Below are 25386 nucleotides of genomic sequence, written 5' to 3'. Positions count from 1 at the left end.
GCAACTGACAGCCGGCACCTGACGCCGCTACAATTACCGACTTTGTCGCAAAGCCTGGAGCTCAACCTTCCGTGCCCGTTCTGCGTCTACCGCTTCTCCCTGCCGCGGCAGGTAAACAGCATTGGGGCAACCTGCCCGGTGCTGCCCTCAGCCTCGCGATTGCCGAGGCTGCCAGCGCTGCCAAGCGCTTCACCCTGCTACTGACCGCCGACAGCCAGAGTGCCGAACGGCTGGAACAGGAGCTGAGTTTCTTCGCCCCGGATTTGCCCGTACTGCATTTCCCCGACTGGGAAACCCTGCCGTACGATCTGTTCTCGCCGCACCAGGACATCATTTCCCAGCGCATTGCCAGCCTTTATAGACTGCCGGAGTTGGCGCACGGCGTGCTGGTGGTGCCAATCACCACCGCCCTGCATCGCCTGGCGCCGACCAAATTCCTGCTCGGCAGCAGTCTGGTGCTGGATGTCGGGCAGAAGCTCGATGTCGAACAGATGCGCTCGCGCCTCGAGGCCAGCGGCTATCGCTACGTCGATACGGTCTACGAGCACGGCGAGTTCACCGTGCGCGGCGCGCTGATCGACCTGTTCCCGATGGGCAGCAAACTGCCCTATCGCATCGACCTGTTCGATGACGAAATCGAAACCCTGCGCACCTTCGACCCGGAAAACCAACGTTCCATCGACAAGGTCGATTCGGTCAAGCTGCTGCCGGCCCGAGAGTTCCCGCTGCAGAAAGATGCGGTCACCCGCTTCAAGGCGCGCTTTCGCGAGCGTTTCGATGTCGACTTCCGGCGCTGCCCGATCTTCCAGGACTTGAGCAGCGGCATCACCCCGGCCGGTATCGAGTACTACCTGCCGCTGTTCTTCGACGAAACCTCGACACTGTTCGATTACCTGCCGCAGGACACTCAAGTGTTCTCGCTGCCGGGTATCGAACAAGCGGCAGAAAACTTCTGGAACGACGTGCGCAATCGCTACGAAGAGCGCCGCGTCGATCCATCGCGTCCTTTATTGCCGCCAGCGGAATTGTTCCTGCCGGTGGAAGACTGCTTCGCCCGCCTCAAGAGCTGGCCACGGGTAGTCGCCAGTCAGCAGGACGTCGAATCCGGTGCCGGCCGCGAGCGCTTCCCGGCGCAAGCGCTGCCGAACCTGGCGATCGAAGCCAAGGCCACGCAACCGCTGGCGGCGCTCTCGGCGTTCCTCGATGAATTCCCCGGGCGTGTGCTGTTCACCGCCGAGTCCGCGGGCCGTCGTGAAGTCTTGCTGGAACTGCTGGAACGTCTGAAGCTGCGACCGAAAACCGTCGACAGCTGGCCGGACTTCGTTTCGAGCAAGGATCGTCTGGCGATCACCATTGCGCCGCTCGACGAAGGATTGATGCTCGATGACCCGGCGCTGGCGCTGGTGGCGGAGAGCCCGTTGTTCGGTCAGCGCGTCATGCAGCGTCGTCGCCGGGAAAAACGCGCCGACGCCAACAACGATGCAGTGATCAAAAACCTTACCGAACTGCGCGAAGGCGCGCCGGTGGTGCACATCGATCACGGTGTCGGGCGTTATCTGGGCCTGACGATTCTGGAAATCGACAACCAGGCTGCAGAATTCCTCACTCTGGAATATGCGGAGAACGCGAAGCTCTACGTGCCGGTGGCCAACCTGCACCTGATCGCCCGTTACACCGGCAGCGATGACTCACTGGCGCCGCTGCACCGCCTCGGCTCCGAGACCTGGCAGAAAGCCAAGCGCAAAGCCGCCGAACAGGTGCGCGATGTCGCCGCTGAGCTGCTCGACATCTATGCCCGTCGTGCCGCCCGCGAAGGCTACGCGTTTGCCGACCCGAAAGCCGATTACGCGACCTTCAGCGCCGGTTTCCCGTTCGAAGAAACGCCGGACCAGCAAGCCACCATCGAAGCGGTGCGCGAAGACATGCTCGCGCCAAAGCCGATGGATCGCCTGGTCTGCGGCGACGTCGGCTTCGGCAAGACCGAAGTGGCGATGCGCGCCGCGTTTATTGCCGTGCATGGCGGGCGCCAGGTAGCGATTCTGGTGCCGACCACCCTGCTCGCCCAGCAGCACTACAACAGTTTCCGCGACCGCTTCGCCGACTGGCCAGTGACCGTGGAGGTGATGAGCCGCTTCAAATCGGCCAAGGAAGTCAACGCGGCGATCGCCGATCTCGCGGAGGGCAAGATCGATATCGTCATCGGCACGCACAAGCTGCTGTCCGACGACGTGAAGATCAAAAACCTGGGTCTGGTGATCATCGACGAAGAACACCGTTTCGGTGTCCGGCAGAAAGAACAGCTCAAGGCCCTGCGCAGCGAAGTCGACATTCTCACGCTGACCGCCACGCCGATTCCGCGCACGCTGAACATGGCGGTGTCGGGCATGCGCGATCTGTCGATCATCGCCACGCCGCCGGCGCGACGCCTGTCGGTGCGCACCTTCGTCATGGAGCAGAACAAGAGCACGGTCAAAGAGGCCCTGCTGCGTGAACTGCTGCGCGGTGGGCAGGTTTACTACCTGCACAACGACGTGAAGACCATCGAGAAGTGCGCTGCCGATCTCGCCGAACTGGTGCCGGAAGCACGGATCGGCATCGGTCACGGACAGATGCGCGAACGCGAACTCGAACAGGTGATGAGCGACTTCTATCACAAGCGCTTCAACGTGCTGATTGCCTCGACCATCATCGAGACCGGCATCGACGTGCCGAGCGCCAACACCATCATCATCGAGCGCGCCGACAAGTTCGGTCTGGCGCAATTGCACCAGTTGCGCGGACGTGTCGGCCGCAGTCACCACCAGGCTTACGCGTACCTGCTAACCCCGCCGCGCCAGCAAATCACTTCGGACGCGGAAAAACGTCTGGAAGCGATTGCCAACACCCAGGATCTGGGCGCCGGTTTCGTGCTGGCGACCAACGACCTGGAAATCCGTGGTGCCGGCGAACTGCTGGGCGACGGCCAGAGTGGGCAGATTCAGGCCGTGGGCTTCACGCTGTACATGGAAATGCTCGAGCGCGCGGTGAAGTCGATCCGCAAGGGCGAACAGCCGAACCTCGATCAACCGCTCGGCGGAGGCCCGGAGGTCAACCTGCGGGTGCCGGCGCTGATTCCGGAAGACTATCTGCCGGACGTTCACGCCCGCCTGATTCTGTACAAGCGCATCGCTTCGGCCACCGACGAGGAAGGCCTGAAGGATCTGCAAGTGGAGATGATCGATCGTTTCGGCCTGCTGCCTGAACCAACCAAGAATCTGGTGCGCATCACTGCGCTGAAGTTGCAGGCCGAACAGCTGGGTATCAAGAAAGTCGACGGTGGCCCGCAGGGTGGACGCATCGAGTTCGCCGCGCAGACGCCGGTCGACCCGATGACCCTGATCAAACTGATCCAGACTCAGCCAAAACGCTACAAATTCGAAGGCGCCACGATGTTCAAGTTCCAGGTGCCGATGGAACGCCCGGAAGAGCGCTTTAATACTGTAGAGGCGCTGTTCGAGCGCCTCCTCCCGAAAACTGTTTGAAGGACGCCGCATGCGCCTGTTTCGCTCACTGACTTTGCTACTTGCCTTGGTAGCCCCTTCGGTTTTCGCCGATGACCTGTATCAGGTCGAAATGATTCTGGTGCGCCAGAACGCCGTGCCGGCTATCGTCAGCCGCGCCGCCCCGGAAGACTGGGCCACCGGCGCTCAACGCCTGGGTGATGACAGCCTGCGCACACCTGCGCTCGGCGACGTTGCCAGCAAACTCAGCGCCAGCGGTGATTACAGTGTGCTGATGCACAAGGCCTGGCAGCAGACCCTCGGCGAAGCGCCGACCAAGGTGGCCGTCAGCGACGGCAAGGAACAGTTCGGCCAGTTCCCGATCGAGGGCACCCTGGAATTGAAACTCGGGCGCTTCACCGACGTGAACGCCGACTTCTGGGTCAACCAGATCGACGCCAACGGCATAGTCACTGCCAGCGAACGCCTGAAGCAGGACAGCCACACCAAGAACGGCCAGCTCAACTATCTCGACAACGGCCACCTGGCGCTGCTGATCAAGATCACCTCCCTGACGGCGCCCGCCCCTCGGCAAGCCCCTGAAGCGATTCCGGACTGATCGAAGTCCTTATGTCCCCGCCCCTGAGTAAACCGTTGGCACCCTCTTGGGTCAGCCGATTCAAGGAACAGAGCCTGGAGCGTGGCCGCCGCTACGCCCTGGAGAACCGGGTACGCATCGCGCAGGTGGGCGATGCGACCATTACCGCCAGTTGCGAAGGCTCTGGCGGTAACGTCTACCGTCAGACCATTCACCTGCGCGAGTCAGCCAAAGACACCCTATTGCTGGTTGACGCCACCTGCACCTGCCCGGTGCGCAATAACTGCAAACACTGCGCCGCAGTACTCCTGCAAGTGCAGGAAACCCTCGAGTACCCTGCCGCTGCGAAAGACGCCGAGCTGCTGGAAAAGCTCCAGGCTGTATTGGAGAACCGCAGCCCCAAGGCGCCGCCGCAAGTGCTGGTGGACAACGTGCAACCGCTGCCGCGCCTGTGGCTGGCCAGCGTCGAGTTCAGCGCGTTCGAACCGCGCAACGGCAAGATGCAGCGCTACATCCAGCATCGTGCGGCGCTGTCGTTCAGCTATCTGGATGAGTACGTCAGCGGGCAGAAAAACAGCGACATTCTGATTCGCCAGGAAACGCAGACCCTGCGGATAAAACGCCATCCGGAAGTGGAACAGTCCTACCGCGAACAGTTAAGAATCCTCGGCTTCCGTATCGCCACGCGCCAGAGCAAAGCGCTGCCGGAAAGCGCCGGTGAGCTGTACGAGATGGTCAACGACAGCGCCTGGCTGACGTTTACCCTCAACGAACTGCCGAAGCTGCGCACCCAAGGCTGGGAATTGCAGATCGACGAGGAGTTCGGTTTCGACCTGACCGCCGTCGACGACTGGTACGCCACCGTCGAACAGGCGCCGGAACGCGACTGGTTCGATCTGGAATTGGGGATCATCGTCAATGGTGAGCGCCTGAGCCTGCTGCCGATCCTGCTCAACCTGATGCGCTCGCACACGGAAATCCTTAACCCGGAACGCCTGGCGCGGCGCCGCGATGACGAGCTGATTCTGGTCAATGTGCCGCAACGCAACAGTGAGCACGGGCCGCTGCAAGTGGCGCTGCCCCTTGGCCGACTAAAACCGGTACTGGCAACGCTGGGCGAGTTCTACTTGCAGGAACCGGGCGAAACCACCCTGCGCCTGAGCAAGGCCGACGCCACGCGCCTCAATTCGCTGGAAGGCATTCCACTGCTGTGGGAAGGCGGCGAGCAGATCCGCAGTTTCGCCCAACGCCTGCGCGACATTCGCGATTACACGGCCAAAGCGCCGAAGGGCTTGAACGCGACGTTGCGTCCTTATCAGCTCGAAGGCTTGAGCTGGATGCAGTCCCTGCGTCAGCTTGAGGTCGGCGGGATTCTGGCGGACGACATGGGTCTGGGTAAAACCTTACAGACCCTGGCGCATATTCTCAGTGAGAAAAACGCCGGGCGTCTGGATCGACCGTGCATGGTGGTGATGCCCACCAGCCTGATCCCGAACTGGCTCGACGAAGCCGCGCACTTCACGCCGCAACTGAAAGTGGTCGCGCTGTACGGTGCCGGCCGCAAAAAGCATTTCGAGCATCTGGCCGACTTCGACCTGATCCTGACCACCTATGCACTGCTGCCCAAGGACGTCGAACGGCTGGCACAACAGCCGCTGCACGTTCTGGTGCTCGACGAAGCGCAGTACATCAAGAACCCTAACAGCAAGGCCGCGCAGGCCGCTCGCGAACTCAACGCGCGCCAGCGCCTGTGCCTAAGTGGCACACCGCTGGAAAACCACCTCGGCGAGTTGTGGTCGTTGTTCCACTTTTTGCTGCCGGGCTGGTTGGGCGATGTCAAAAGCTTCAATGCCGACTACCGCGTGCCGATCGAAAAGCGCGCCAGCGAAGTCAGGCTGCAGCACCTCAATGGGCGGATAAAACCGTTTCTGCTGCGCCGCACCAAGGAACAGGTGGCCACCGAACTGCCGCCCAAAACCGAGATCATCCACTGGGTCGATCTCAATGAGGCGCAGCGCGACGTTTACGAAACCATGCGCCTGGCAATGGACAAAAAAGTCCGCGACGAGATCACTCGCAAAGGCGTGGCGCGCAGCCAGATCATCATTCTTGAAGCCCTGCTCAAGCTGCGTCAGGTCTGCTGCGATCTGCGCCTGGTCAACGACGCCACCCTGCCCGCCCGTGGCAGCAGCTCGGGCAAACTCGACAGCCTGATGGAAATGCTCGAAGAGTTGTTCGAAGAAGGTCGGCGGATTCTGCTGTTCTCGCAGTTCACCTCGATGCTGTCACTGATCGAGGACGAACTGAAGAAACGCAACGTGGCCTACGCCTTGCTGACCGGCCAGACCCGCGATCGGCGCACGCCGGTGAAGGAATTCCAGAGCGGCAAGCGTCAGATTTTTCTGATCAGCCTGAAGGCCGGCGGCGTCGGCCTGAACCTGACCGAAGCGGACACGGTGATCCATTACGATCCGTGGTGGAACCCGGCGACCGAGAACCAGGCAACCGACCGCGCCTATCGAATCGGCCAGGAAAAACCGGTGTTCGTCTACAAGATGATTGCCCGGGGCACAGTGGAAGAGAAGATTCAGCACCTGCAGAAGGAAAAATCCGACCTGGCGGCAGGCGTGCTGGATGGGCGTAAGGCCGGGGACTGGAAACTGCAGAGCGATGATATTGAAGCGCTGTTTGCGCCGTTGCCGGACAAGTTCGACAAGCGTTGAGATGTGCAGTGTTTGCTAGATAGCTTTCGCGAGCAAGCCCGCTCCCACAGTTGGATCGCATTTCCCCTTGTGGGAGCGAGCCTGCTCGCGAACGGATCACCTCAGTTGAAGGTTCAAACTGAAGCTTACTGCCTGGAAGCGGGCAACGGCGCAAACAGCGCTTCGATATCACTCTGTTCCAGTTTGAATCCACCCGTCGTACCACCTTCAAGCACCGCCCCGGCCAGCGCTGCTTTCTCCTGCTGCAACGCTTGTATCTTTTCCTCTACCGTGCCGCGAGCGATCAGCTTGTAAACAAACACCGGATTGTTCTGCCCGATACGATAAGCGCGATCGGTTGCCTGATTCTCCACTGCCGGATTCCACCACGGGTCGAAGTGGATCACCGTGTCCGCAGCCGTCAGGTTCAGACCAGTACCGCCAGCCTTGAGGCTGATGAGGAACAACGGCACCTTGCCGCCCTGGAAATTCTTGACTGGCGTGCGCCGGTCGGTGGTGTCGCCAGTCAGCAACGAATAACCGATAGCGCGCTGCTGCAACTCCTGCTCGATCAGCGCCAGCATCGAGGTGAACTGGGAGAACAGCAGGATGCGCCGACCTTCGCCGAGCAACTCTTCGAGCATCTCCATCAGGCTGATCAGCTTGCCGCTGCCCGAGCGCAATGCCTTCGCCGTGAGAGGCATGTTGATCAAGCGCAGATCGCAGCAGACCTGACGCAGCTTGAGCAAGGCATCAAGAATGATGATCTGACTGCGCGCCACACCACTGCGGGCAATTTCGTCGCGCACCTTTTTGTCCATCGCCACGCGCACCGTTTCATAGACGTCGCGCTGGCCGTCGCTGAGTTCAACCCAATGGATGATTTCGGTTTTCGGCGGCAGCTCAGTGGCGACCTGATCTTTCTTGCGACGCAGCAAAAACGGCTTGATGCGCGCCGTCAGGTGCTGCATGCGCTGGACATTGCCATGTTTCTCGATCGGTGTGCGGTAATCGCGGTTGAAGGATTTGCTGTCGCCCAGCCAGCCAGGCATGAGGAAATGAAACTGCGACCACAGCTCGCCGAGATGGTTTTCCAGCGGCGTGCCGCTCAGACACAAGCGCTGATGGGCCTGCAAGTCACGTGCGGCCTGCGCCGCTTTGCTCAGCGGGTTCTTGATGTTCTGCGCTTCGTCGAGAATCAGCACGCTCCACGACTGCGGCCGCAGCGTTTCAAGATCCCTGGGCAGCAAGGCGTAAGTGGTCAGCACCAAGTCGTATTCGGCGAGATTGGCGAAGTCTTTTTGCCGCCCGGCCCCATGCAGCGCCAGGACCTTCAACTGAGGCGTGAAGCGCTGGGCCTCGTCGAGCCAGTTGGGAATCAGGCTGGTCGGCATCACCGCCAGTGCCGGGCAATCGAGGCGCCCGGCGTGCTTTTCCGTGAGCAGATGCGCCAGGGTCTGCAGGGTTTTGCCCAAGCCCATGTCATCGCCAAGAATGCCGCCGACCTCCAGCTCCCGCAGAGTCTGCATCCAGCCAAGGCCTTCGAGCTGATATGGGCGCAGTTGCGCATTAAGGCCGGCCGGCGCAGCAATATGGGTGTGACTGGAATTGTGCAGCCGCTTGGCAAAAGTGCGCAGGCGTTCGCCGCCCTGCCATTCCAGTGGCACGCCATCGAGCATACTCAGGCGCGCGGCGTCTGGAGCAGTCAAGCGCAGCGCATCGCCCTGATGTCCGCCCAGGTACAGCTCGCCCAGCGTCGCCATCAGTGGTTTGACCCGACTCAGCGGCAACGCCACCTTGGCGCCTGCCGGGTCGCCAAAACCGCTGGGTTTGAGTTCGATCAGGAGTTTTTCGTCGTCGCTGCGTTGCGCCAGGTTCACCGGGTCGAGCAAACGTGGCTGGGTGCGCAACAGATGCAGAAGGATCGGCAACAAGCTGTAGCGCTCGCCATTGACGACGATGCCCAGTTGCAGATCAAACCATTGATGCCCGGCCTCTTCTTCGACCTCCGCGTACCAGTGTTCGACCGGCTGCACATCGAAATGGAAGCCGGGACTGATTTCGATTTCCCAGTCCGCGGCGCGCAGTGTGGCAAGCCCTTCATGCATGAATCCGAGCCAGGCGGAATCATCCGGCAAAGTGAACATCTCGCCGGGACGATCCATAGCGCTCTTGCGCGTGGCTTTTTTGAAGCCGAGCTTTTGCAGGCTCTGGCGCAGCTTCTTTTCCATCGCAGGCTGGCGTCGAATGCGCTGGGCTTCAGTGCCATTGAGGATCATCACTTCCGGATTACGATCCACCGCCGGATGACCGTTGTAGGTAAACACCAGAGCGGCGCGGTGCTCCAGAATGTATTCCCAGCGCGAACGCTCCCGGCCGCTGACCAAGGTCAGTTGCGGCTGCGGAAGCACGTCATCGATGATTCGTTCGGTGAGCTTGTGCGGCGGCGGGATTTTGGTCATCGCGCTCATGCGATGGCTGAACTGCATCGCCTGACGCGCCGGGATGTCTGGGGCGAGGGTCAAATGGCAGGCCAGTTTTTCTTCCAACTCACTGAACAGAGGGCCAACCTGTCGCTGCTCACGATCGATGTAATAAAGCGGCTCCAGCGCCAGCACGGTTTCCTGCGCAGCCTCGGCACTGCTCCACTGGGCGCGGAACCCCCCGTCGGCCTGCTCGGCCCAAGAGAACAGACCCATGCGTTTCGCACCCGGCGTCAGTGGCTGCAAGTTTTCGAAGTCGAGGAACAGGCGCGAGGTGCGCAGGAGCATTTCCAGCAGTTCCGCGCCGCTGCTGCCTTCCAGCGGATAGCCGCTGTAATAGGCGTGGTGGGAGTGCATGGCAACCCGCAGCCTGGCGACGCGCAGATCCAGCTCGGACAGGTAGCCGGGCTGACGCATGAGCATTTCCGCCAGCGAATACATCGGTTTGACTTCGCGCAACTCGCCGTTCTTGAGCTGGGAGACCTTGAAAATATCGAGCAGCCACTTGCCGCTCACTGACGTTGGCTTGAGCTTGTAAAACAGGCGCGTGCCTGCGGTTTGCGCGCCTTCTCCGATGGGCTTGGCCGGCACGGGAATGGTCGAAAGCCAATGTTCCAGCGCCCGACCCAACTGGGCCTGAGCGTCACTTTCGGACGCTTCATGATCACGGCCCTGCAGGTGATAGAGCACCGCAGCGCAGTGTTTGCAGTCGATTGAGACAGGACAGGTGCACAGGCAACGCAAGGTGACGGAACCCAGCCGATCTTCGGACAGGTAAATGGTTTGTTCATACGCCTGATCTTCCGAACCGACGCAGAACGCCTCGATCTTTCTGTCATCGATCTCGATGATCTCTACCCGATCATCGGCGGCATAAGCCCGGGCCTTGGCGAGCGCGTTGCTAGTGAATGCCCGGGCCCAGGCCAACGACTTAAGCTGTTCGATGAGAATGCTCATGGACAGTCCTTAGCTGGCCAACACCCGCGCCAACGTCGATTTCACCTTGCCCATCCCGTCATGCAGCGCCTGCTCGATCTCGGCCATGGTGATCACCGCCGTGGTCTTGCCTGCTGCCGGGTTCACCACCAGAGACAGGCAGGCGTAATCCAGATCCAGCTCACGGGCCAATGCCGCTTCCGGCATGCCGGTCATGCCGACGATGTCGCAACCGTCACGCTCCAGACGCACGATCTCGGCCACGGTTTCCAGACGCGGGCCCTGGGTGCAGGCATACACGCCCTGATCGCTGTATTCGCAGCCTTCGGCAGCCAGCGCGACGATCAATTGCTGACGCAGCGGCTCACTGTAAGGGAAGCTGAAATCGATATGGGTGACGTGCTCCAGATCATCGGCGAAAAACGTGTGTTCGCGGCCACTGGTGTAATCGACGATCTGGTGTGGCACACAGAAATGCCCGGTACCCATGGCCGGATGGATCCCGCCCACCGCGTTGACCGCGATGATCGCCTCGGCGCCGGCCTGCTTCAGCGCCCACAGGTTGGCGCGGTAGTTGACCTTGTGCGGCGGGAAACGGTGCGGATGACCGTGACGGGCGAGGAACAGCACTTCCTTACCGGCATATTCGCCGATCTGCACTTCAGCCGACGGCGAACCGTAAGGCGTATCCACCGCCAACGACTGACGAATGCTCAGGCCTTCGAGCTGGGTCAGGCCGGTGCCACCGATGATTGCGTAAACCGTCATAGCAAAAATCCTTAATCGATCAGTTGAGCGTCTTTGAGCGCGCCGATGGCGGTGAGCCAGCGCGGATCCTGACGGTAGTCGGTGCTGGCGAACGCCTGCCCGCGCATCCGCGCAATGCGTGCGGACGGCTTGACCTTCATCCGTTGCGCAGCACTCAGGGCCAGTTCGGCCGCAGCGCGGTCATTGCACACCAGGCCCATGTCGCAACCGGCAGTCAACGCGGCTTCGATCCGGCTGGCAGCGTCGCCGACCACGTGGGCGCCGGCCATCGACAGGTCGTCGCTGAAGATCACGCCGTCAAACTGCAACTCGCCGCGCAGGATGTCCTGCAACCAGCGACGGGAGAACCCGGCCGACTGCGAATCGACTTGCGGATAGATGACGTGCGCCGGCATGACCGCAGCGAGTTGCTTGCTGAGTCTGGCGAACGGTACGAGGTCGTTGGCGCGGATCTCGTCGAGACTGCGCTCGTCATTCGGGATCGCGACGTGGGAGTCGGCTTCGGCCCAACCGTGACCGGGGAAATGCTTGCCGGTAGCGGCCATGCCCGCGCTGTTCATGCCGCGAATGAACGCCCCGGCGAGCAATGCGGCGCGCTCGGGATCCCCTTCGAACGAACGCGTGCCAACCACGGCGCTGCGCTGGTAATCCAGATCCAGCACCGGGGCGAAACTCAGGTCGAGGCCGACCGCCAACACTTCGGTGGCCATGACCCAGCCGCATTGTTCGGCGAGGTATTCGGCGTTCGGGTTGTCGGCGATGGCACGCATCGCGGGCAGGCGCACGAAGCCCTGACGCAGACGCTGCACCCGGCCGCCCTCTTGGTCGACCGCCAGCAGCAGATCCGGGCGAATGGCGCGGATCGCAGCACTCAGCTCGCGCACTTGGCGCGGGTGCTCGATGTTGCGCGCGAAAATGATCAGGCCGCCCACTTCGGGCTGGCGCAACAATTGGCGATCTTCGGCCGTCAGCCAGGTACCGGCGACGTCCACCATCAACGAGCCTTGCAGGCCAGCAGTCATAGAGATTCCTTGAAAACGAAAAACCCGATCCGCCAGAAATCGCTACCGTGAGCAATGCTCGGCAGGCCAATAATTTCTATGGAGATCGGGTTCAGAACGAAAGTCGGCATGGGCGGCTAGCTTAGCGGATACAAGCAGCCGCGCCCACCCGTGTGCGGTTAAACCTTGGCGGCCACCGGAGTCGATTTGCTGCGCGGGCGAAGCTGCGCAGTCGCCATCGCCGGGTCGGTGACACCGGTTTCGGCACGCATGCCGGCGGCAAGGAACGGCACCATCAGACGCATCACCTGTTCGATCGAGGTGTTGACGCCGAAATCGGTCTCGGCAATCGCGCGCAAGGCCTTGATCCCGGACATGCTGAACGCCGCAGCGCCGAGCATGAAGTGCACGCGCCAGAACAGCTCGATTGGCGGGATGCGCGGAGCCGCTTCGTTGACCAACAGCATGTAGCGGCGGAACACCTTACCGTACATGTCTTCCAGATAACGACGCAGGTGACCCTGGCTCTGGCTGAACGCCAAACCGAGCAAACGCATGAAGATCGACAGGTCGTTACCGCTGCGTGGCTGCACCACGAGCGCTTGCTCGACGAGGATTTCCAGCAACTCTTCAAGGGTCGGCTTGTTTTCAGGCTTGGCCTGGCGACGCTCCAGCTCTTTATCGAGGCTGATGCAGAACGGCCCGAGGAAGCGCGAGAAAACCGCCTGGATCAGCGCTTTCTTGGAGCCGAAATGATAATTCACCGCCGCCAGGTTTACCCCGGCCTTGCTGGTGATCAAACGCAATGAGGTTTCAGCGAAACCTTTCTCCGCGAACAACTGCTCGGCAGCATCAAGAATGCGTTCAACGGTTTCCGACTGGGCCATGGCTACTCCGCCTGACAAACACTTGTTTGAAACATACGTTTCAGCCCAAGCCTTGTCAAGCCTGCCAGTTCGTTTTGGGAATGGTCGGTCAGCTATTTAACCACACTCGACCGGCGCATTAATAAGCACGGGAACCGACCGTCCGGCGGGCTGCAAAAAAACGGGCATTGCCAAGACCGCTTCACTGTATATAATCCCAGTCACTGTATAAAAAGACAGAGCGATCAATATGCTAAAGCTGACGCCACGCCAAGCCGAGATTCTGGCCTTTATCAAACGCTGCCTCGAAGACAACGGCTACCCGCCAACCCGCGCGGAAATCGCTCAGGAGCTCGGTTTCAAGTCGCCCAACGCGGCGGAAGAACACCTCAAGGCCCTCGCCCGCAAAGGTGCAATCGAAATGACTCCGGGCGCCTCCCGCGGTATTCGTATCCCCGGCTTCGAAGCCAAGGCTGACGACTCTACCCTGCCGATCATTGGCCGGGTCGCTGCCGGCGCACCGATCCTCGCCCAGCAGCACATCGAAGAGTCCTGCAACATCAATCCTGCGTTCTTTCACCCACGGGCCGATTACCTGTTGCGCGTACACGGCATGAGCATGAAGGACATCGGCATTTTCGACGGTGACCTGCTGGCGGTTCACACCACCCGCGAAGCACGCAATGGCCAGGTGGTGGTTGCACGGATCGGCGATGAAGTGACGGTCAAGCGCTTCAAGCGCGAAGGCAGCAAAGTCTGGCTGATTGCCGAAAACCCTGAGTTTGCCCCTATCGAAGTCGACCTGAAAGATCAGGAACTGGTGATCGAAGGCTTGAGTGTCGGCGTAATCCGCCGCTAAAGGAGGCTTTATGCAGTTCCCACACACACCTCAGCAAACACAACTGCCTCTATTCGAAGCGTTTCTGGCACAACCGATGGCACCGATCCTGAAAGATGTGGTCGAGCGCCCATGGATTGCCGAACCGGAAGTATTCAGTGAGCTGTCACTGCGCGGTGCGGCCGGGAACTGCCTGAACCTGCTTGCCCCGATTCTTCGCGAACTGAGTGAAGATCAGGACGCGCGCTGGCTGACGCTGATCGCCCCTCCAGCCAGCCTGACCCAGATCTGGCTGCGAGAGGCCGGCCTGAACCGTGAACGCATTCTGCTACTGCAACCTCGTGGTGCGCAAAGCGCTCAGCAACTGGCCTGCGAAGCACTGCGCCTGGGTCGTAGCCATACGGTGGTAACCTGGCTCAATCCGCTGAACACAAGTTCACGGCAACAACTGATCAGCGCAGCCCGCACGGGCGACGCTCAGAGCCTGAACATTCGATTGGGTTGATTCACTTGTAACGCGCGCTGTGTGAAGCGCAGGGCTTCTCCAGGGACAGAGAAGCCGATCTGATGTTGCAGCGGCAAGCGCCGACAGGCGGATCTCAGTGAAGAACCCGCGGCCCTTCTTCCTTATCAAATTCGCCTTCAACCATACGGCCGGCCATCTGTACGCCGACGCTCAACATCGCTTTCGCGATTTCCACATGCTGGCCTTGCAGGAATGCTTTAGCATCCTCGGAGAAATCCAGCGTCACCAGAGAACCCTCGTCCTCAGCCCTGCGCAGTTCGATTCGGCCGTCTGGTAACTCGACAATTTCTAGAAAGGACGTTGGCATATAGGTCTGTTCTCCACGAAAGGCAGGGATTATATAGACATCATTCGGGCTTCGCTCGGGATCTTGACCAGCAGCATGTTTCAGATTGCCACCGTGTCAATTGTCCTCAGCATTCGTTCAAGCCTTCGCGAAAGCGGATTGCCAGGCCCTTGAGATTCTGCCGCCAGCTCTCCAGCTCTTCCCGACTCAACTCCTGCGGCGCCTCTTCTTCATCGAGATTAATGGCCTGAATCAATGGCTGTGTCACATCGCCTTTGGGCTTGTGTGGCACCCGTGGCGGCTGGAACAACGCTGAGTGCGCCGCCAGCAATTTCGCCAGCCAGGTTTCAGGGTTACCAGCCAGCTCAACCATCTCGGCCAGCTCAGGGATCGCAATCGATTCCAGGACTTCGCGAGTCAGCAACGCTTCCGCTCGCGACGCATTGGCCTGAGGCAGACGATAAAAACCGGCGATCTCGTGACACAGGCCCAGAAGCGCGCCATAGAGGTGAAACAATGCTGATTCGCGGCCAGCCTGAATCAGCGCCAACGAATTCATCGCCCGCCCCTCTTCGGCGCGAGCCAGAGCCTCCAGCGACAGGCCGGCGAAATAGATCTTCTGATTGGTGCGGGTATAGAGTTCGTGCGCCATGCCGGCAGTCTCCACAGCGAAATAATTGCGTCACACAGACCCGACAGTGTCGTGGATCAGCGGATCCGACCGCAAGCACAAAACAAAAAGGCCGCATGAAAACCCGAGGGTCATCATGCGGCCTTTTGTGGATCAGGCTAACGCTTACTCAGCCTTGGCTTTCGTGCGCTTGTCTTCAACAGTCCACTTGCCACCGTCGTAGAACGCTTTCCAGCCGGTAGGCTTGCCGTCGACCTCGGTCTGCACATATTGCTCCTTGGTCTTGCGGCTGTAACGGATTACTGCCGGCAGACCATCAGGATCCTTCTGCGGTGCTTCGCAGAGGAAGTGGTACTTCGGATCGATCTCATCCTTGTGCGGCAGAATCTCGATCACCAGCGGAGCACGAGTCTCGCGGTTTTTCGGGAACTGGCTGGCCGCCAGGAACAGACCGGAAGCACCGTCGCGCAGAATGTAGGTGTCGTTGACCTTCTCGCATTTCAGCTCAGGCATCTTCACCGGGTCCATCTTCGGCGGCGCCGCGTCACCACTCTTCAGCAGTTTGCGGGTGTTCTTGCAGGTCGGGTTGGTGCAACCGAAGAACTTGCCGAAACGGCCGGTCTTGAGCTGCATCTCGCTGCCGCACTTGTCGCATTCCAGGCTCGGACCTTCGTAGCCCTTGATGCGGTAGTTGCCCTCTTCGATTTCATAGCCGGCACAATCCGGGTTGTTACCGCAGATGTGCAGTTTGCGCTTCTCGTCGAGCAGGTAAGCGTCCATCGCGGTACTGCAGATCGGGCAGCGATGCTTGCCGCGCAGCACCAGCGACTCCGACTCGCCCTCGTCGTCCGCAGCGATCTCGTCGCCAGGCACCAGGTTGACGGTGGCCTTGCAGCGCTCTTTTGGCGGCAGGCTGTAGCCCGAGCAACCGAGGAACACGCCGGTCGATGCCGTACGGATCTGCATCGGACGACCGCACGTGGTGCACGGAATATCAGTCATGACCGGCTGGTTGGCACGCATGCCGCTTTCCGGGTTCTCGGCCACTTCGAGCTTCTTCTTGAAGTCGCCGTAGAACTCGTCCAGCACGTTTTTCCAGTCGCGCTCGCCCTGAGCCACATCATCGAGGTTCTCTTCCATGCCGGCGGTGAAGCCGTAGTCCATGAGGTTCGAGAAGCTCTCCGAGAGACGCTCGGTGACGATATCGCCCATCTTTTCCGAGTAGAAACGACGGTTGTGCAGGGTCACGTAGCCGCGATCCTGAATGGTCGAAATGATCGCTGCGTAAGTCGAAGGACGACCGATGCCGCGTTTTTCCATTTCCTTGACCAGGCTGGCTTCCGAGTAACGGGCCGGCGGCTTGGTGAAATGCTGCGACGGATCGAGCTTGATCAGCTTCATCGCATCGCCCTGCGCCATGTCCGGCAGAACATCGTCATCGCCAGGCTTGGTGATTTGCGGCAGAACGCGGGTGTAACCGTCGAACTTGAGGATGCGGCCCTTGGCACGCAGCTCGAAGTCGCCAGCGGCAACGCTGACGGTGGTCGACAGGTATTGCGCCGGCAGCATCTGGCAAGCGAGGAACTGGCGCCAGATCAACTCGTAGAGGCGCTCAGCATCACGCTCCATGCCTGCAAGCTTGCTTGGCGTGGTGTTGGCATCGGAAGGACGAATCGCTTCGTGAGCCTCTTGTGCGCCTTCCTTGCTGCTGTAGACGTTCGGCGTTTCCGGCAGGTACTTCTTGCCGAACTCGTCCTCGATATAGGTACGCGCCATCGCCACGGCATCAGCCGAGAGGTTGGTCGAGTCGGTACGCATATAAGTGATGTAGCCGGCTTCGTACAGACGCTGGGCCATCATCATGGTTTTCTTCACGCCGAAGCCCAGGCGGTTGCTCGCGGCCTGCTGCAGGGTGGACGTGATGAACGGCGCCGACGGCTTGCTGCTGGTCGGCTTGTCTTCGCGCTTGACGATGCTGTAGCTGGAGGACTTGAGCTTCTCCAGCGCGGCTGTGGCCTGAGCTTCGTTTAGCGGTTTGAAGGCTTCACCCTTCTCGCGCGCCACTTCGAAACGTACGGTCGAACCCTTGGCGGTGCCAAGATCAGCGTGCACTTCCCAGTACTCTTCCGGGTTGAATGCACGAATTTCGCGCTCACGCTCGACCACCAGCTTCACGGCAACCGATTGCACGCGACCGGCCGACAGGCCACGGGCGATCTTGGCCCACAGCAGCGGCGAGACCATGTAACCCACAACGCGGTCGAGGAAACGACGCGCCTGCTGGGCATTTACACGATCAATGTCCAGCTCGCCCGGCTCGGAGAAAGCTTCCTGAATCGCCTTCTTGGTGATTTCGTTGAACACCACGCGCTTGTAGCGGCTGTCGTCACCACCGATGGCTTCGCGCAGGTGCCAGGCAATGGCTTCCCCCTCGCGATCCAAGTCGGTTGCGAGATAGATGGTGTCAGCATCCTTGGCGAGCCGGCGCAGCTCTTCGATGACCTTCTCTTTGCCCGGGAGGATCTCGTACTGGGCTTTCCAGCCATGCTCCGGATCGACACCCATGCGCGAGACCAGTTGCTTGCGCGCTTTCTCTTTCGGCGTGAGCACCGGCCCCTCGCCCGCGGCAGCCTTGCCGCGCTTGGCGGCTGGCTCTTTGCTGGCGCTAGCCGAACCGCTGGTGGGCAGGTCTCGGATATGGCCGATACTCGACTTCACCACGTATTGGTTGCCCAGATACTTGTTGATGGTCTTGGCCTTAGCCGGGGATTCCACAATGACCAGCGATTTGCCCATGGATCAGAAAATTCCTGAATTCTAGAAGTGAAAGGCGGTTGGCGCCTGACGCGGCACCGCTATATATAGTGGCTACAAGGTGAGGTCAAGCACAGGGTTCTGTGCGCACTCGCCTTATGTCTTGGAAAAAAGGCTCGGTTCGGCGTGCACCAAAGCAAAGCGTGGCACCTGCTCGCCGTCAACCTCGACCGACTCGACGAACATGCTCAAAGGGCGTACCCAAAAGCCGTAATCGCCATACAGGGCTTGGTAAAACACCACTTCCTCTTCGGTCTCGGAATGCCGCGCAACACTGAATACGCGGTACTGCGGACCTTTGTAATGTTGGTAGAGCCCAGGTTGTATCGGCATGCTTCGGCCCTCACTCAAATTTTTTCAAAATAAATACAAAAATAAATCCGCAAAAACAAAAACCGGGGCACTGGGCCCCGGCTTCCATCGACGAGACGCTTAAACGCGTTCGAAGACGGTGGAGATGCCTTGGCCGAGACCAATGCACATAGTGGCCACCCCAAAGGTGCCGCTATTCTGCTTCATCACGTTCAGCAAGGTGCCGGAAATACGGGCACCGGAGCAACCGAACGGGTGACCCAGGGCGATCGCGCCGCCGTGCAGGTTAACCTTCTCGTTCATCTTGTCGAGCACTTTCAGATCTTTCAGCACTGGCAGGGCCTGTGCAGCGAAAGCTTCGTTGAGCTCGAAGAAGTCGATATCGTTGATGCCAAGGCCCGCACGCTTCAGGGCTTTTTGTGTCGCCGGCACTGGACCATAGCCCATGATCGCCGGATCCACACCCGCCACTGCCATCGAACGGATCACGGCCATCGGCTGGATCCCCAGATCCTGTGCACGCTGCGCCGACATCACGATCATGCACGAAGCACCATCGGTGATCTGCGACGAAGTACCGGCTGTCACGGTGCCGCCTTTTGGATTGAAGGCAGGTTTGAGGGCCGCCAGACTTTCCAGGGTGGTTTCCGGACGAATGGTTTCGTCGTAGTCGAACAGCTTCAGGAAGCCGTTTTCGTCGTAGCCCTGCATCGGGATGATTTCGTCTTTGAACTTGCCTTCCACCGTCGCTTTATGGGCGAGCTGGTGGGAGCGCACGCCAAAGGCATCCTGCTGCTCACGAGTGATGCCGTGCATCTTGCCGAGCATTTCCGCGGTCAGACCCATCATGCCCGAGGCTTTCGCCGCGTACAGCGACATGTGCGGGTTCGGATCGACACCGTGCATCATGCTCACGTGGCCCATATGCTCGACGCCGCCAACCACGAATACGTCACCGTTGCCGGTCATGATCGCTTGCGCTGCAGTGTGCAGGGCGCTCATCGACGAGCCGCACAGACGGCTGACGGTCTGGCCGGCCGAGGTGTGCGGGATCTGGGTCATCAGCGACGCCATGCGCGCGATGTTCCAGCCCTGCTCCAGGGTCTGGTTCACACAGCCCCAGATCACGTCCTCGACTTCAGCAGGATCGACCTTGGCGTTGCGTTCCAGCAGTTTGCTGATCAGGTGCGCCGACATGTCTTCGGCGCGGGTGTTGCGGTGCATGCCGCCCTTGGAGCGGCCCATCGGAGTACGACCGAAGTCGACAATCACGACGTCTCTAGGATTCAAGCTCATAAGTTCACTCTCACTCTAGTTGGGGGCGCTTAACCGAAGAAGCTCTGGCCGTTTTTGGCCATTTCGCGCAGCTTCGCGGTCGGGTGGTACAGCGCGCCCAAATCAGCGTACTGGTCAGCCAGGGCAACGAACTCGGCAACACCGATCGAATCGATGTAGCGCAGCGCACCGCCACGGAATGGAGGGAAACCGATACCGTAGACCAGACCCATGTCGGCTTCGGCGGCAGTTTCAACGATGCCGTCTTCCAGGCAGCGCACGGTTTCCAGGCACAGCGGGATCATCATCCAGTTGATGATGTCTTCGTCAGTGACTTCGCGCTGCTCATAAACGATCGGCTTGAGCACTTCGAGTACCGACGGATCGGCGACCTTCTTCTGCTTGCCTTTCTTGTCGGCTTCGTAGGCGTAGAAGCCCTTGCCGTTCTTCTGGCCCAGACGCTTGGCCTCGTACAGCACGTCGATGGCCGAGCGACGGTCATCCTTCATGCGATCCGGGAAGCCTTCAGCCATCACGTCACGACCGTGGTGACCGGTGTCGATGCCGACCACGTCCATCAGGTACGCCGGGCCCATCGGCCAGCCGAATTTTTCCATGACTTTATCGATGCGGACGAAATCCACGCCAGCGCTGACCAGCTTGGCGAAACCGCCGAAGTACGGGAACAGAACGCGGTTGACCAGGAAACCCGGGCAGTCGTTGACGACGATCGGGTTCTTGCCCATTTTCTTGGCGTAGGCAACGGTAGTGGCAATTGCCAGCTCGCTGGACTTCTCGCCACGGATCACTTCCACCAGCGGCATCATGTGCACCGGGTTGAAGAAGTGCATGCCGACGAAGTTTTCCGGACGCTTGAGGGCCTTGGCCAGCAGGCTGATGGAAATGGTCGAGGTGTTGGACGCGAGGATGGTGTCCTCTTTGACCTTGTCTTCGACTTCAGCCAGTACCGCTTGCTTGACCTTCGGATTTTCGACCACGGCTTCAACAACCAGATCGACGTGACCGAAGTCACCGTAGGACAGGGTCGGACGAATACCGTTGAGCACTTCAGCCATTTTCGCGGCGGTCATGCGGCCTTTGTCAACGCGACCAACCAGCAGTTTGGCGGCTTCGGCCAGCCCCTGCTCGATACCGTGCTCGTTGATGTCCTTCATCAGGATCGGCGTACCTTTGGAGGCCGACTGATAAGCGATGCCTCCACCCATGATGCCGGCGCCCAGTACGGCAGCCTGCTTCACGTCCTTGGCGATTTCGTCGTAGGCCTTGGCCTTTTTCTTCAGCTCCTGATCGTTCAGGAACAGACCGATCAAGCTCTGCGCGGCAGAGGTCTTGGCCAGTTTGACGAAACCGGCGGCTTCGACTTCCAGCGCCTTGTCACGACCGAAGTTCGCGGCTTTCTGGATGGTCTTGATCGCTTCGACCGGCGCCGGGTAATTCGGGCCTGCCTGCCCTGCCACGAAACCTTTGGCGGTTTCGAAAGCCATCATTTGTTCAATGGCGTTCAACTTGAGTTTTTCAAGTTTTGGCTGACGCTTGGCCTTGTAATCGAACTCGCCGGAGATGGCGCGCTTGACCAGTTCAAGGGCAGCTTCCTGCAGCTTCTCTGGAGCAACCACGGCGTCGACGGCGCTGACTTTCAGCGCGTCTTCAGGACGGTTTTCCTTGCCGGCGGCAATCCACTCGATGGCGTTATCGACGCCAATCAGGCGCGGCAGACGCACGGTGCCGCCGAAGCCTGGGTAGATGCCCAGTTTGACTTCCGGCAGACCGATCTTGGCCTTGGTCGACATGACGCGGTAGTCCGCCGCCAGGCACATTTCCAGACCGCCACCCAGGGCGATGCCGTTGATCGCGGCCACGGTCGGAACGTTGAGGTCTTCGAAATCGCTGAAGATCTTGTTGGCTTCGAGATTGCCAGCAACCAGCTCGGCATCCGGCAGCTTGAAGTTGTCGACAAATTCGGTGATGTCGGCGCCGACGATGAACACGTCCTTGCCACTGCTGACGATCACGCCCTTGATCGAAGCATCTGCCTTGATGGTGTCCACGGCCTGACGCAGTTCGTTCAGGGTAAGACGGTTGAACTTGTTGACGGACTCACCCTTGAGGTCGAATTTCAATTCGACGATGCCACTTTCAAGAGCTTTAACCGTGATGGCTTTACCTTCGTAAATCATCAACTGATCTCCACGATATGGAAGCTGAACAGTACACGTCGGACGCAGGTAAATGGCTCGGCAGGACGCTTTTTCGTCGATGCTGACGCCAATCCACCCGGCACACCCGCCAACGCGATAGTCGGGATTCTGTAGGAGCAGTCTGTAAGACAAACGCTCAATTCATACGCCCGTTTGATTTGGGTACGTCACCTTCACGGAATTTCCAACAATTGTCAATCGCCCAAAATACGGGTTGAAATGCGACTTTGTGGTCATTTCCGTTGCACACAGATCCGCAACACGCAGCTGCATGCAAAGCCATTCATAGAATCAATAGTTAGAAAAGTCGCCCTAATTCCCGGCGAGCCTTGTTTAACAGGCTACGCTGGCTGGACTACAGGGAGATTCGCTGCCACTAAAAAACGAGTCAGCGATAAAAAACAGTTACCGGCCTGCCTGGCCACCCAGCCCGATGAATCATGTCGGGCTTTTTATTGCTCGTCTGCCGGACGCTCCCCACCCTTGCAGTGGGAAAAGTCCGCGAGTCAGGCCAGCGCTTTCAGAGTCGCGTCGATAGCCTGCAAAACCGTGGCTTCGCCCTTCTCGCCCCAGTACAGCGCGATCATCTGCTTGTCGGCCTCGACCTTGAACACGTTGCCCGGCAACTTTTCGAAATGATCGAGCAGCAACCGGTCCTCGCAGACTTCCTGCCACTGATTGACCCATACTCCCGGCGATTTCTGCCAGTAGGTCCAGCACGCCGGCTGAGTGCCACGCCGTGGCCGATGATATTGCGCGCACGGGCTGGGCGGCTCCTGAGACAGCCAGTGCGGCCACTCCTGAGGCGCCAGCTGCATGGCCAGCCCGATGCGTCGCGCCTCCATGCGCAGGGCCATGCGGCCGCTCTGCACGCGCGACGGGCGCAACCACGCCAGTGGACTCAAAACCACCAGCAGGATTGACACCACCAACCAGACCGTCATATCTCTACTCCCGACTTAAGGTGAGCGCATTGTGTCACTTTGGAACCAATGCGCTTGAAACCAGCCATACTTAACAATATTGAACCGTCACGAGGAGCACCTCATGCCCTACAACCATATCCTGGTCGCCGTAGACCTGACCGAAGAGTGCGACCCTGTGATTCACCGCGCCCGAGAGCTGTCGGCGAGCAATGGCGCCAAGCTGTCGCTGGTGCATATCGTCGAACCGATGGCGATGGCGTTTGGCGGCGACGTGCCGATGGATCTGTCACAACTGCAACAGCAGCAGTTCGATCAGGCCAAGGAGCGACTTGAACGCCTGAAAGCCAAATACGCCGAACTTGAGGGCGCCAATTGCCACCTGACCTATGGCCAGCCACGCCAGGAAATCCATCATTTCGCCAAGGAAAACCATTGCGACCTGATCGTAGTCGGCAGCCACGGCCGTCATGGTCTGGCGCTATTGCTGGGCTCCACAGCCAACGACGTGCTGCATGGCGCCCCTTGCGATGTGCTCGCGGTGCACCTGATCAAACGCTGAAACACAAAACCCTGTGGGAGCGAGCTTGCTCGCGAAGGCGTCGGAACATTCAACATTGATGCTACCTGACATACCGCTTTCGCGAGCAAGCTCGCTCCCACATTGGAATCTTCACCTATATCCGTATATGAAAAGCCCGGCGCTCATCACTGAACGCCGGGCTTTTTCATGGCCGGATCAATCAGGCATCCAGCTCGGCCCAACGCTCCACCAGTGCATCCAGCTCAGCCTGCAACTGCTCCAGCGAAGCAATCACCTTGGCCGTTTCTGCTGGCGGACGCTGATAGAAGCCGGCTTCAGCCATTTCGGCTTCGACGGCCGCGATCTGCTGCTCCTTGGCATCGATGTCGCCCGGCAATGCTTCCAGCTCGCGCTGCAGCTTATAGCTCAGCTTCTTCTTGGCTGCCGGCGCGGCAGCGGCAGGTGCGGCAGCCACGACAGGTTCAGCGGTGACCACAGCCGAATTCAGATCAGCCTTGCCCGACTTGCTCTCGGTCACGCCCAGCAGGCGCGGCGAACCGCCCTGACGGATCCAGTCCTGATAGCCGCCGACGTATTCACGAACCTTGCCTTCACCTTCGAAGACCAGGGTGCTGGTGACCACGTTGTCGAGGAACGCCCGGTCGTGACTGACCATCAGCACAGTGCCGTTAAAGGTCAGCAGCACTTCTTCGAGCAGCTCGAGGGTTTCCACGTCGAGGTCGTTGGTCGGTTCGTCGAGGACCAGCAGGTTCGCCGGTTTGCTGAACAGTTTGGCCAGCAGCAAACGCGCACGCTCGCCACCGGACAGCGCCTTGACCGGCGTGCGCGCACGCTGCGGGCTGAACAGGAAGTCACCGAGGTAGCTCAGGACGTGGCGGCTCTGGCCGTCGATATCGATGAAATCGCGACCTTCGGCGACGTTGTCGATCACGGTCTTTTCCAGATCCAGCTGATGGCGCAACTGGTCGAAGTAGGCCACATCGATGCGCGTGCCCTCTTCCACCTTGCCACTGGTCGGTTGCAGACCGTTGAGCATCAGCTTCAGCAGGGTGGTCTTGCCGGTACCGTTGGCGCCGAGCAGACCGATACGGTCGCCGCGCTGCAGGACCATCGAGAAGTCCTTGATCAGGTACGGACCGTCCGGGTGATGGAAGCTGACATTTTCCAACACCATCACTTGCTTGCCGGACTTGTCGGCAGTTTCCAGCTGGATATTCGCCTTGCCGGTACGCTCGCGACGCTCGCTGCGCTCAACACGCAGGGCTTTCAGCGCGCGCACACGGCCTTCGTTACGGGTTCGACGAGCCTTGATGCCCTGACGGATCCACACTTCTTCCTGAGCCAGACGCTTGTCGAACAGGGCGTTGGCGGTTTCTTCAGCGGCCAGCGCGGCTTCTTTGTGCACCAGGAAGCTGGCGTAGTCGCCGTTCCAGTCGATCAGGCCGCCGCGATCCAGTTCGAGGATGCGCGTGGCGAGGTTCTGCAGGAAAGAACGGTCGTGCGTGATGAACAGCACGGCGCCCTGGAAATCCTTCAGGGCCTCCTCGAGCCAGGCAATCGCACCGATGTCCAGGTGGTTGGTCGGTTCGTCGAGCAGCAGCAGATCCGGTTCAGACACCAGCGCCTGCGCCAGCAGCACGCGACGACGCCAGCCGCCGGACAACTCGGCGAGGGTCTTGTCGGCCGGCAGTTGCAGGCGGCTCAGAGTGCTGTCGACCAGGGTCTGCAAGCGCCAGCCGTCACGGGCTTCGAGGTCATGCTGAACGTGCATCAGCTTGTCCAGATCGGCGTCGGTAACGATGTTCTGGCTCAGGTGATGGTATTCGGCGAGCAAGGCGCCAACGCCGTCGAGGCCTTCGGCAACCACGTCGAATACGGTCCGCCCGTCGGCCACCGGCAATTCTTGCGGCAATTCACCGATTTTCAGACCGGGGGCACGCCACACCGAGCCGTCATCGGGCTTCTGGTCGCCCTTGACCAGTTTCATCATGCTGGATTTGCCAGTGCCGTTGCGGCCGATGATGCACACCCGCTCACCACGGGCGATCTGCCAGGACACCTTGTCCAACAACGGCATCGCGCCGAATGCAAGGGACACATCGCTGAATTTGAGCAGGGTCATGAGCTTCTCCAAAAACCGGGCGCGCATTCTACCTGAGTTAGGCTCTCAGCAGGCCGGCAATTT

General features: G+C 60.0%; 18 protein-coding genes. 6 read left to right on the top strand and 12 right to left on the bottom strand.

The window, feature by feature from the left end; genetic code table 11:
- Positions 1-71 precede the first annotated feature (71 nt).
- The 3 genes from mfd to M0808_RS25195 are packed head-to-tail and all read left to right on the top strand — an operon-like array spanning position 72 to position 6800.
- Complete coding sequence (mfd, locus tag M0808_RS25205; protein ID WP_150369287.1) at positions 72-3521, top strand: transcription-repair coupling factor; 3450 nt, start codon at positions 72-74, stop codon at positions 3519-3521.
- A gap of 10 nt (positions 3522-3531) precedes the next feature.
- Positions 3532-4098, top strand: a complete 567-nt coding sequence (locus M0808_RS25200) for a CsiV family protein (protein WP_247842769.1) — start codon at positions 3532-3534, stop codon at positions 4096-4098.
- Positions 4099-4109: 11 nt separating this feature from the next.
- Positions 4110-6800, top strand: a complete 2691-nt coding sequence (locus M0808_RS25195; protein WP_247842768.1) for a DEAD/DEAH box helicase — start codon at positions 4110-4112, stop codon at positions 6798-6800.
- 125 nt (positions 6801-6925) lie between these two features.
- On the opposite strand, the gene M0808_RS25190 is transcribed toward M0808_RS25195, so the two are convergent.
- The 4 genes from M0808_RS25190 to M0808_RS25175 all read right to left on the bottom strand — a co-directional run bounded on the left by M0808_RS25190 (position 6926) and on the right by M0808_RS25175 (position 12854).
- The gene (locus tag M0808_RS25190) at positions 6926-10219 is read right to left on the bottom strand and encodes a DEAD/DEAH box helicase (protein ID WP_247842767.1); all 3294 of its coding nucleotides are present in this window, start codon (positions 10217-10219) and stop codon (positions 6926-6928) included.
- A gap of 9 nt (positions 10220-10228) precedes the next feature.
- Positions 10229-10966, bottom strand: a complete 738-nt coding sequence (locus M0808_RS25185) for an S-methyl-5'-thioinosine phosphorylase (protein ID WP_027611451.1) — start codon at positions 10964-10966, stop codon at positions 10229-10231.
- Positions 10967-10977: 11 nt separating this feature from the next.
- Positions 10978-11988, bottom strand: coding sequence for a beta-N-acetylhexosaminidase (gene nagZ, locus M0808_RS25180; protein WP_247842765.1), 1011 nt, complete (start codon positions 11986-11988; stop codon positions 10978-10980).
- A gap of 158 nt (positions 11989-12146) precedes the next feature.
- Positions 12147-12854: a TetR/AcrR family transcriptional regulator gene (locus M0808_RS25175; protein ID WP_007961819.1), complete on the bottom strand. Its 708-nt coding sequence runs from the start codon at positions 12852-12854 to the stop codon at positions 12147-12149.
- A gap of 229 nt (positions 12855-13083) precedes the next feature.
- On the opposite strand from M0808_RS25175, the gene lexA reads away from it, so the two are divergent.
- The gene (gene lexA, locus M0808_RS25170; protein ID WP_003226590.1) at positions 13084-13692 is read left to right on the top strand and encodes a transcriptional repressor LexA; all 609 of its coding nucleotides are present in this window, start codon (positions 13084-13086) and stop codon (positions 13690-13692) included.
- 10 nt (positions 13693-13702) lie between these two features.
- Complete coding sequence (sulA, locus tag M0808_RS25165; protein ID WP_003226591.1) at positions 13703-14176, top strand: SOS-induced cell division inhibitor SulA; 474 nt, start codon at positions 13703-13705, stop codon at positions 14174-14176.
- Between the two features lie 94 nt (positions 14177-14270).
- Here the strand turns inward: sulA and M0808_RS25160 are convergent, their stop codons facing one another.
- The 7 genes from M0808_RS25160 to M0808_RS25130 form a co-directional block, all read right to left on the bottom strand.
- Positions 14271-14504 carry a hypothetical protein gene (locus M0808_RS25160; protein WP_003226592.1) on the bottom strand — a complete coding sequence of 78 codons (234 nt, stop codon included), beginning with the start codon at positions 14502-14504 and terminating at the stop codon, positions 14271-14273.
- A gap of 106 nt (positions 14505-14610) precedes the next feature.
- Entirely contained in the window at positions 14611-15135 is a 525-nt protein-coding gene (locus M0808_RS25155) for a DUF6586 family protein (protein WP_097088548.1), read from the bottom strand.
- Positions 15136-15279: 144 nt separating this feature from the next.
- Positions 15280-17910, bottom strand: a complete 2631-nt coding sequence (gene topA, locus M0808_RS25150) for a type I DNA topoisomerase (protein WP_095140031.1) — start codon at positions 17908-17910, stop codon at positions 15280-15282.
- 114 nt (positions 17911-18024) lie between these two features.
- Positions 18025-18261 carry a DUF1653 domain-containing protein gene (locus tag M0808_RS25145; protein WP_247842756.1) on the bottom strand — a complete coding sequence of 79 codons (237 nt, stop codon included), beginning with the start codon at positions 18259-18261 and terminating at the stop codon, positions 18025-18027.
- A 99-nt stretch (positions 18262-18360) separates the two neighbouring features.
- Complete coding sequence (gene fadA / locus M0808_RS25140; protein ID WP_007910465.1) at positions 18361-19536, bottom strand: acetyl-CoA C-acyltransferase FadA; 1176 nt, start codon at positions 19534-19536, stop codon at positions 18361-18363.
- A gap of 29 nt (positions 19537-19565) precedes the next feature.
- Positions 19566-21713, bottom strand: a complete 2148-nt coding sequence (gene fadB, locus M0808_RS25135) for a fatty acid oxidation complex subunit alpha FadB (protein ID WP_139055641.1) — start codon at positions 21711-21713, stop codon at positions 19566-19568.
- Positions 21714-22240: 527 nt separating this feature from the next.
- Positions 22241-22678, bottom strand: coding sequence for a hypothetical protein (locus M0808_RS25130; protein ID WP_223008993.1), 438 nt, complete (start codon positions 22676-22678; stop codon positions 22241-22243).
- A gap of 103 nt (positions 22679-22781) precedes the next feature.
- Between M0808_RS25130 and M0808_RS25125 the strand changes: the two genes are divergently transcribed.
- On the top strand, positions 22782-23219 hold the full coding sequence (locus M0808_RS25125) for a universal stress protein (RefSeq protein ID WP_098964814.1): 438 nt from the start codon (positions 22782-22784) through the stop codon (positions 23217-23219).
- A 181-nt stretch (positions 23220-23400) separates the two neighbouring features.
- Here the strand turns inward: M0808_RS25125 and M0808_RS25120 are convergent, their stop codons facing one another.
- Positions 23401-25323 carry an ATP-binding cassette domain-containing protein gene (locus M0808_RS25120; protein ID WP_098964816.1) on the bottom strand — a complete coding sequence of 641 codons (1923 nt, stop codon included), beginning with the start codon at positions 25321-25323 and terminating at the stop codon, positions 23401-23403.
- Positions 25324-25386 lie beyond the last annotated feature (63 nt).

Source organism: Pseudomonas sp. MWU12-3103b (genome assembly GCF_023100615.1).
Classification (GTDB): domain Bacteria; phylum Pseudomonadota; class Gammaproteobacteria; order Pseudomonadales; family Pseudomonadaceae; genus Aquipseudomonas; species Aquipseudomonas putida_A.
This window is presented reverse-complemented; position numbering and strand designations above follow the sequence as displayed.

What these genes read in the sequence shown, in the direction of transcription:
- M0808_RS25200 (WP_247842769.1), top strand. Translation starts at nt 3,532, where the DNA reads ATGCGCCTGTTTCGCTCACTGACTTTGCTACTTGCCTTGGTAGCCCCT.
- M0808_RS25195 (WP_247842768.1), top strand. Translation starts at nt 4,110, where the DNA reads ATGTCCCCGCCCCTGAGTAAACCGTTGGCACCCTCTTGGGTCAGCCGA.
- M0808_RS25190 (WP_247842767.1), bottom strand. Translation starts at nt 10,219, where the DNA reads ATGAGCATTCTCATCGAACAGCTTAAGTCGTTGGCCTGGGCCCGGGCA.
- M0808_RS25185 (WP_027611451.1), bottom strand. Translation starts at nt 10,966, where the DNA reads ATGACGGTTTACGCAATCATCGGTGGCACCGGCCTGACCCAGCTCGAA.
- nagZ (WP_247842765.1), bottom strand. Translation starts at nt 11,988, where the DNA reads ATGACTGCTGGCCTGCAAGGCTCGTTGATGGTGGACGTCGCCGGTACC.
- M0808_RS25175 (WP_007961819.1), bottom strand. Translation starts at nt 12,854, where the DNA reads ATGGCCCAGTCGGAAACCGTTGAACGCATTCTTGATGCTGCCGAGCAG.
- lexA (WP_003226590.1), top strand. Translation starts at nt 13,084, where the DNA reads ATGCTAAAGCTGACGCCACGCCAAGCCGAGATTCTGGCCTTTATCAAA.
- sulA (WP_003226591.1), top strand. Translation starts at nt 13,703, where the DNA reads ATGCAGTTCCCACACACACCTCAGCAAACACAACTGCCTCTATTCGAA.
- M0808_RS25160 (WP_003226592.1), bottom strand. Translation starts at nt 14,504, where the DNA reads ATGCCAACGTCCTTTCTAGAAATTGTCGAGTTACCAGACGGCCGAATC.
- M0808_RS25155 (WP_097088548.1), bottom strand. Translation starts at nt 15,135, where the DNA reads ATGGCGCACGAACTCTATACCCGCACCAATCAGAAGATCTATTTCGCC.
- topA (WP_095140031.1), bottom strand. Translation starts at nt 17,910, where the DNA reads ATGGGCAAATCGCTGGTCATTGTGGAATCCCCGGCTAAGGCCAAGACC.
- M0808_RS25145 (WP_247842756.1), bottom strand. Translation starts at nt 18,261, where the DNA reads ATGCCGATACAACCTGGGCTCTACCAACATTACAAAGGTCCGCAGTAC.
- fadA (WP_007910465.1), bottom strand. Translation starts at nt 19,536, where the DNA reads ATGAGCTTGAATCCTAGAGACGTCGTGATTGTCGACTTCGGTCGTACT.
- fadB (WP_139055641.1), bottom strand. Translation starts at nt 21,713, where the DNA reads ATGATTTACGAAGGTAAAGCCATCACGGTTAAAGCTCTTGAAAGTGGC.
- M0808_RS25130 (WP_223008993.1), bottom strand. Translation starts at nt 22,678, where the DNA reads ATGACGGTCTGGTTGGTGGTGTCAATCCTGCTGGTGGTTTTGAGTCCA.
- M0808_RS25125 (WP_098964814.1), top strand. Translation starts at nt 22,782, where the DNA reads ATGCCCTACAACCATATCCTGGTCGCCGTAGACCTGACCGAAGAGTGC.
- M0808_RS25120 (WP_098964816.1), bottom strand. Translation starts at nt 25,323, where the DNA reads ATGACCCTGCTCAAATTCAGCGATGTGTCCCTTGCATTCGGCGCGATG.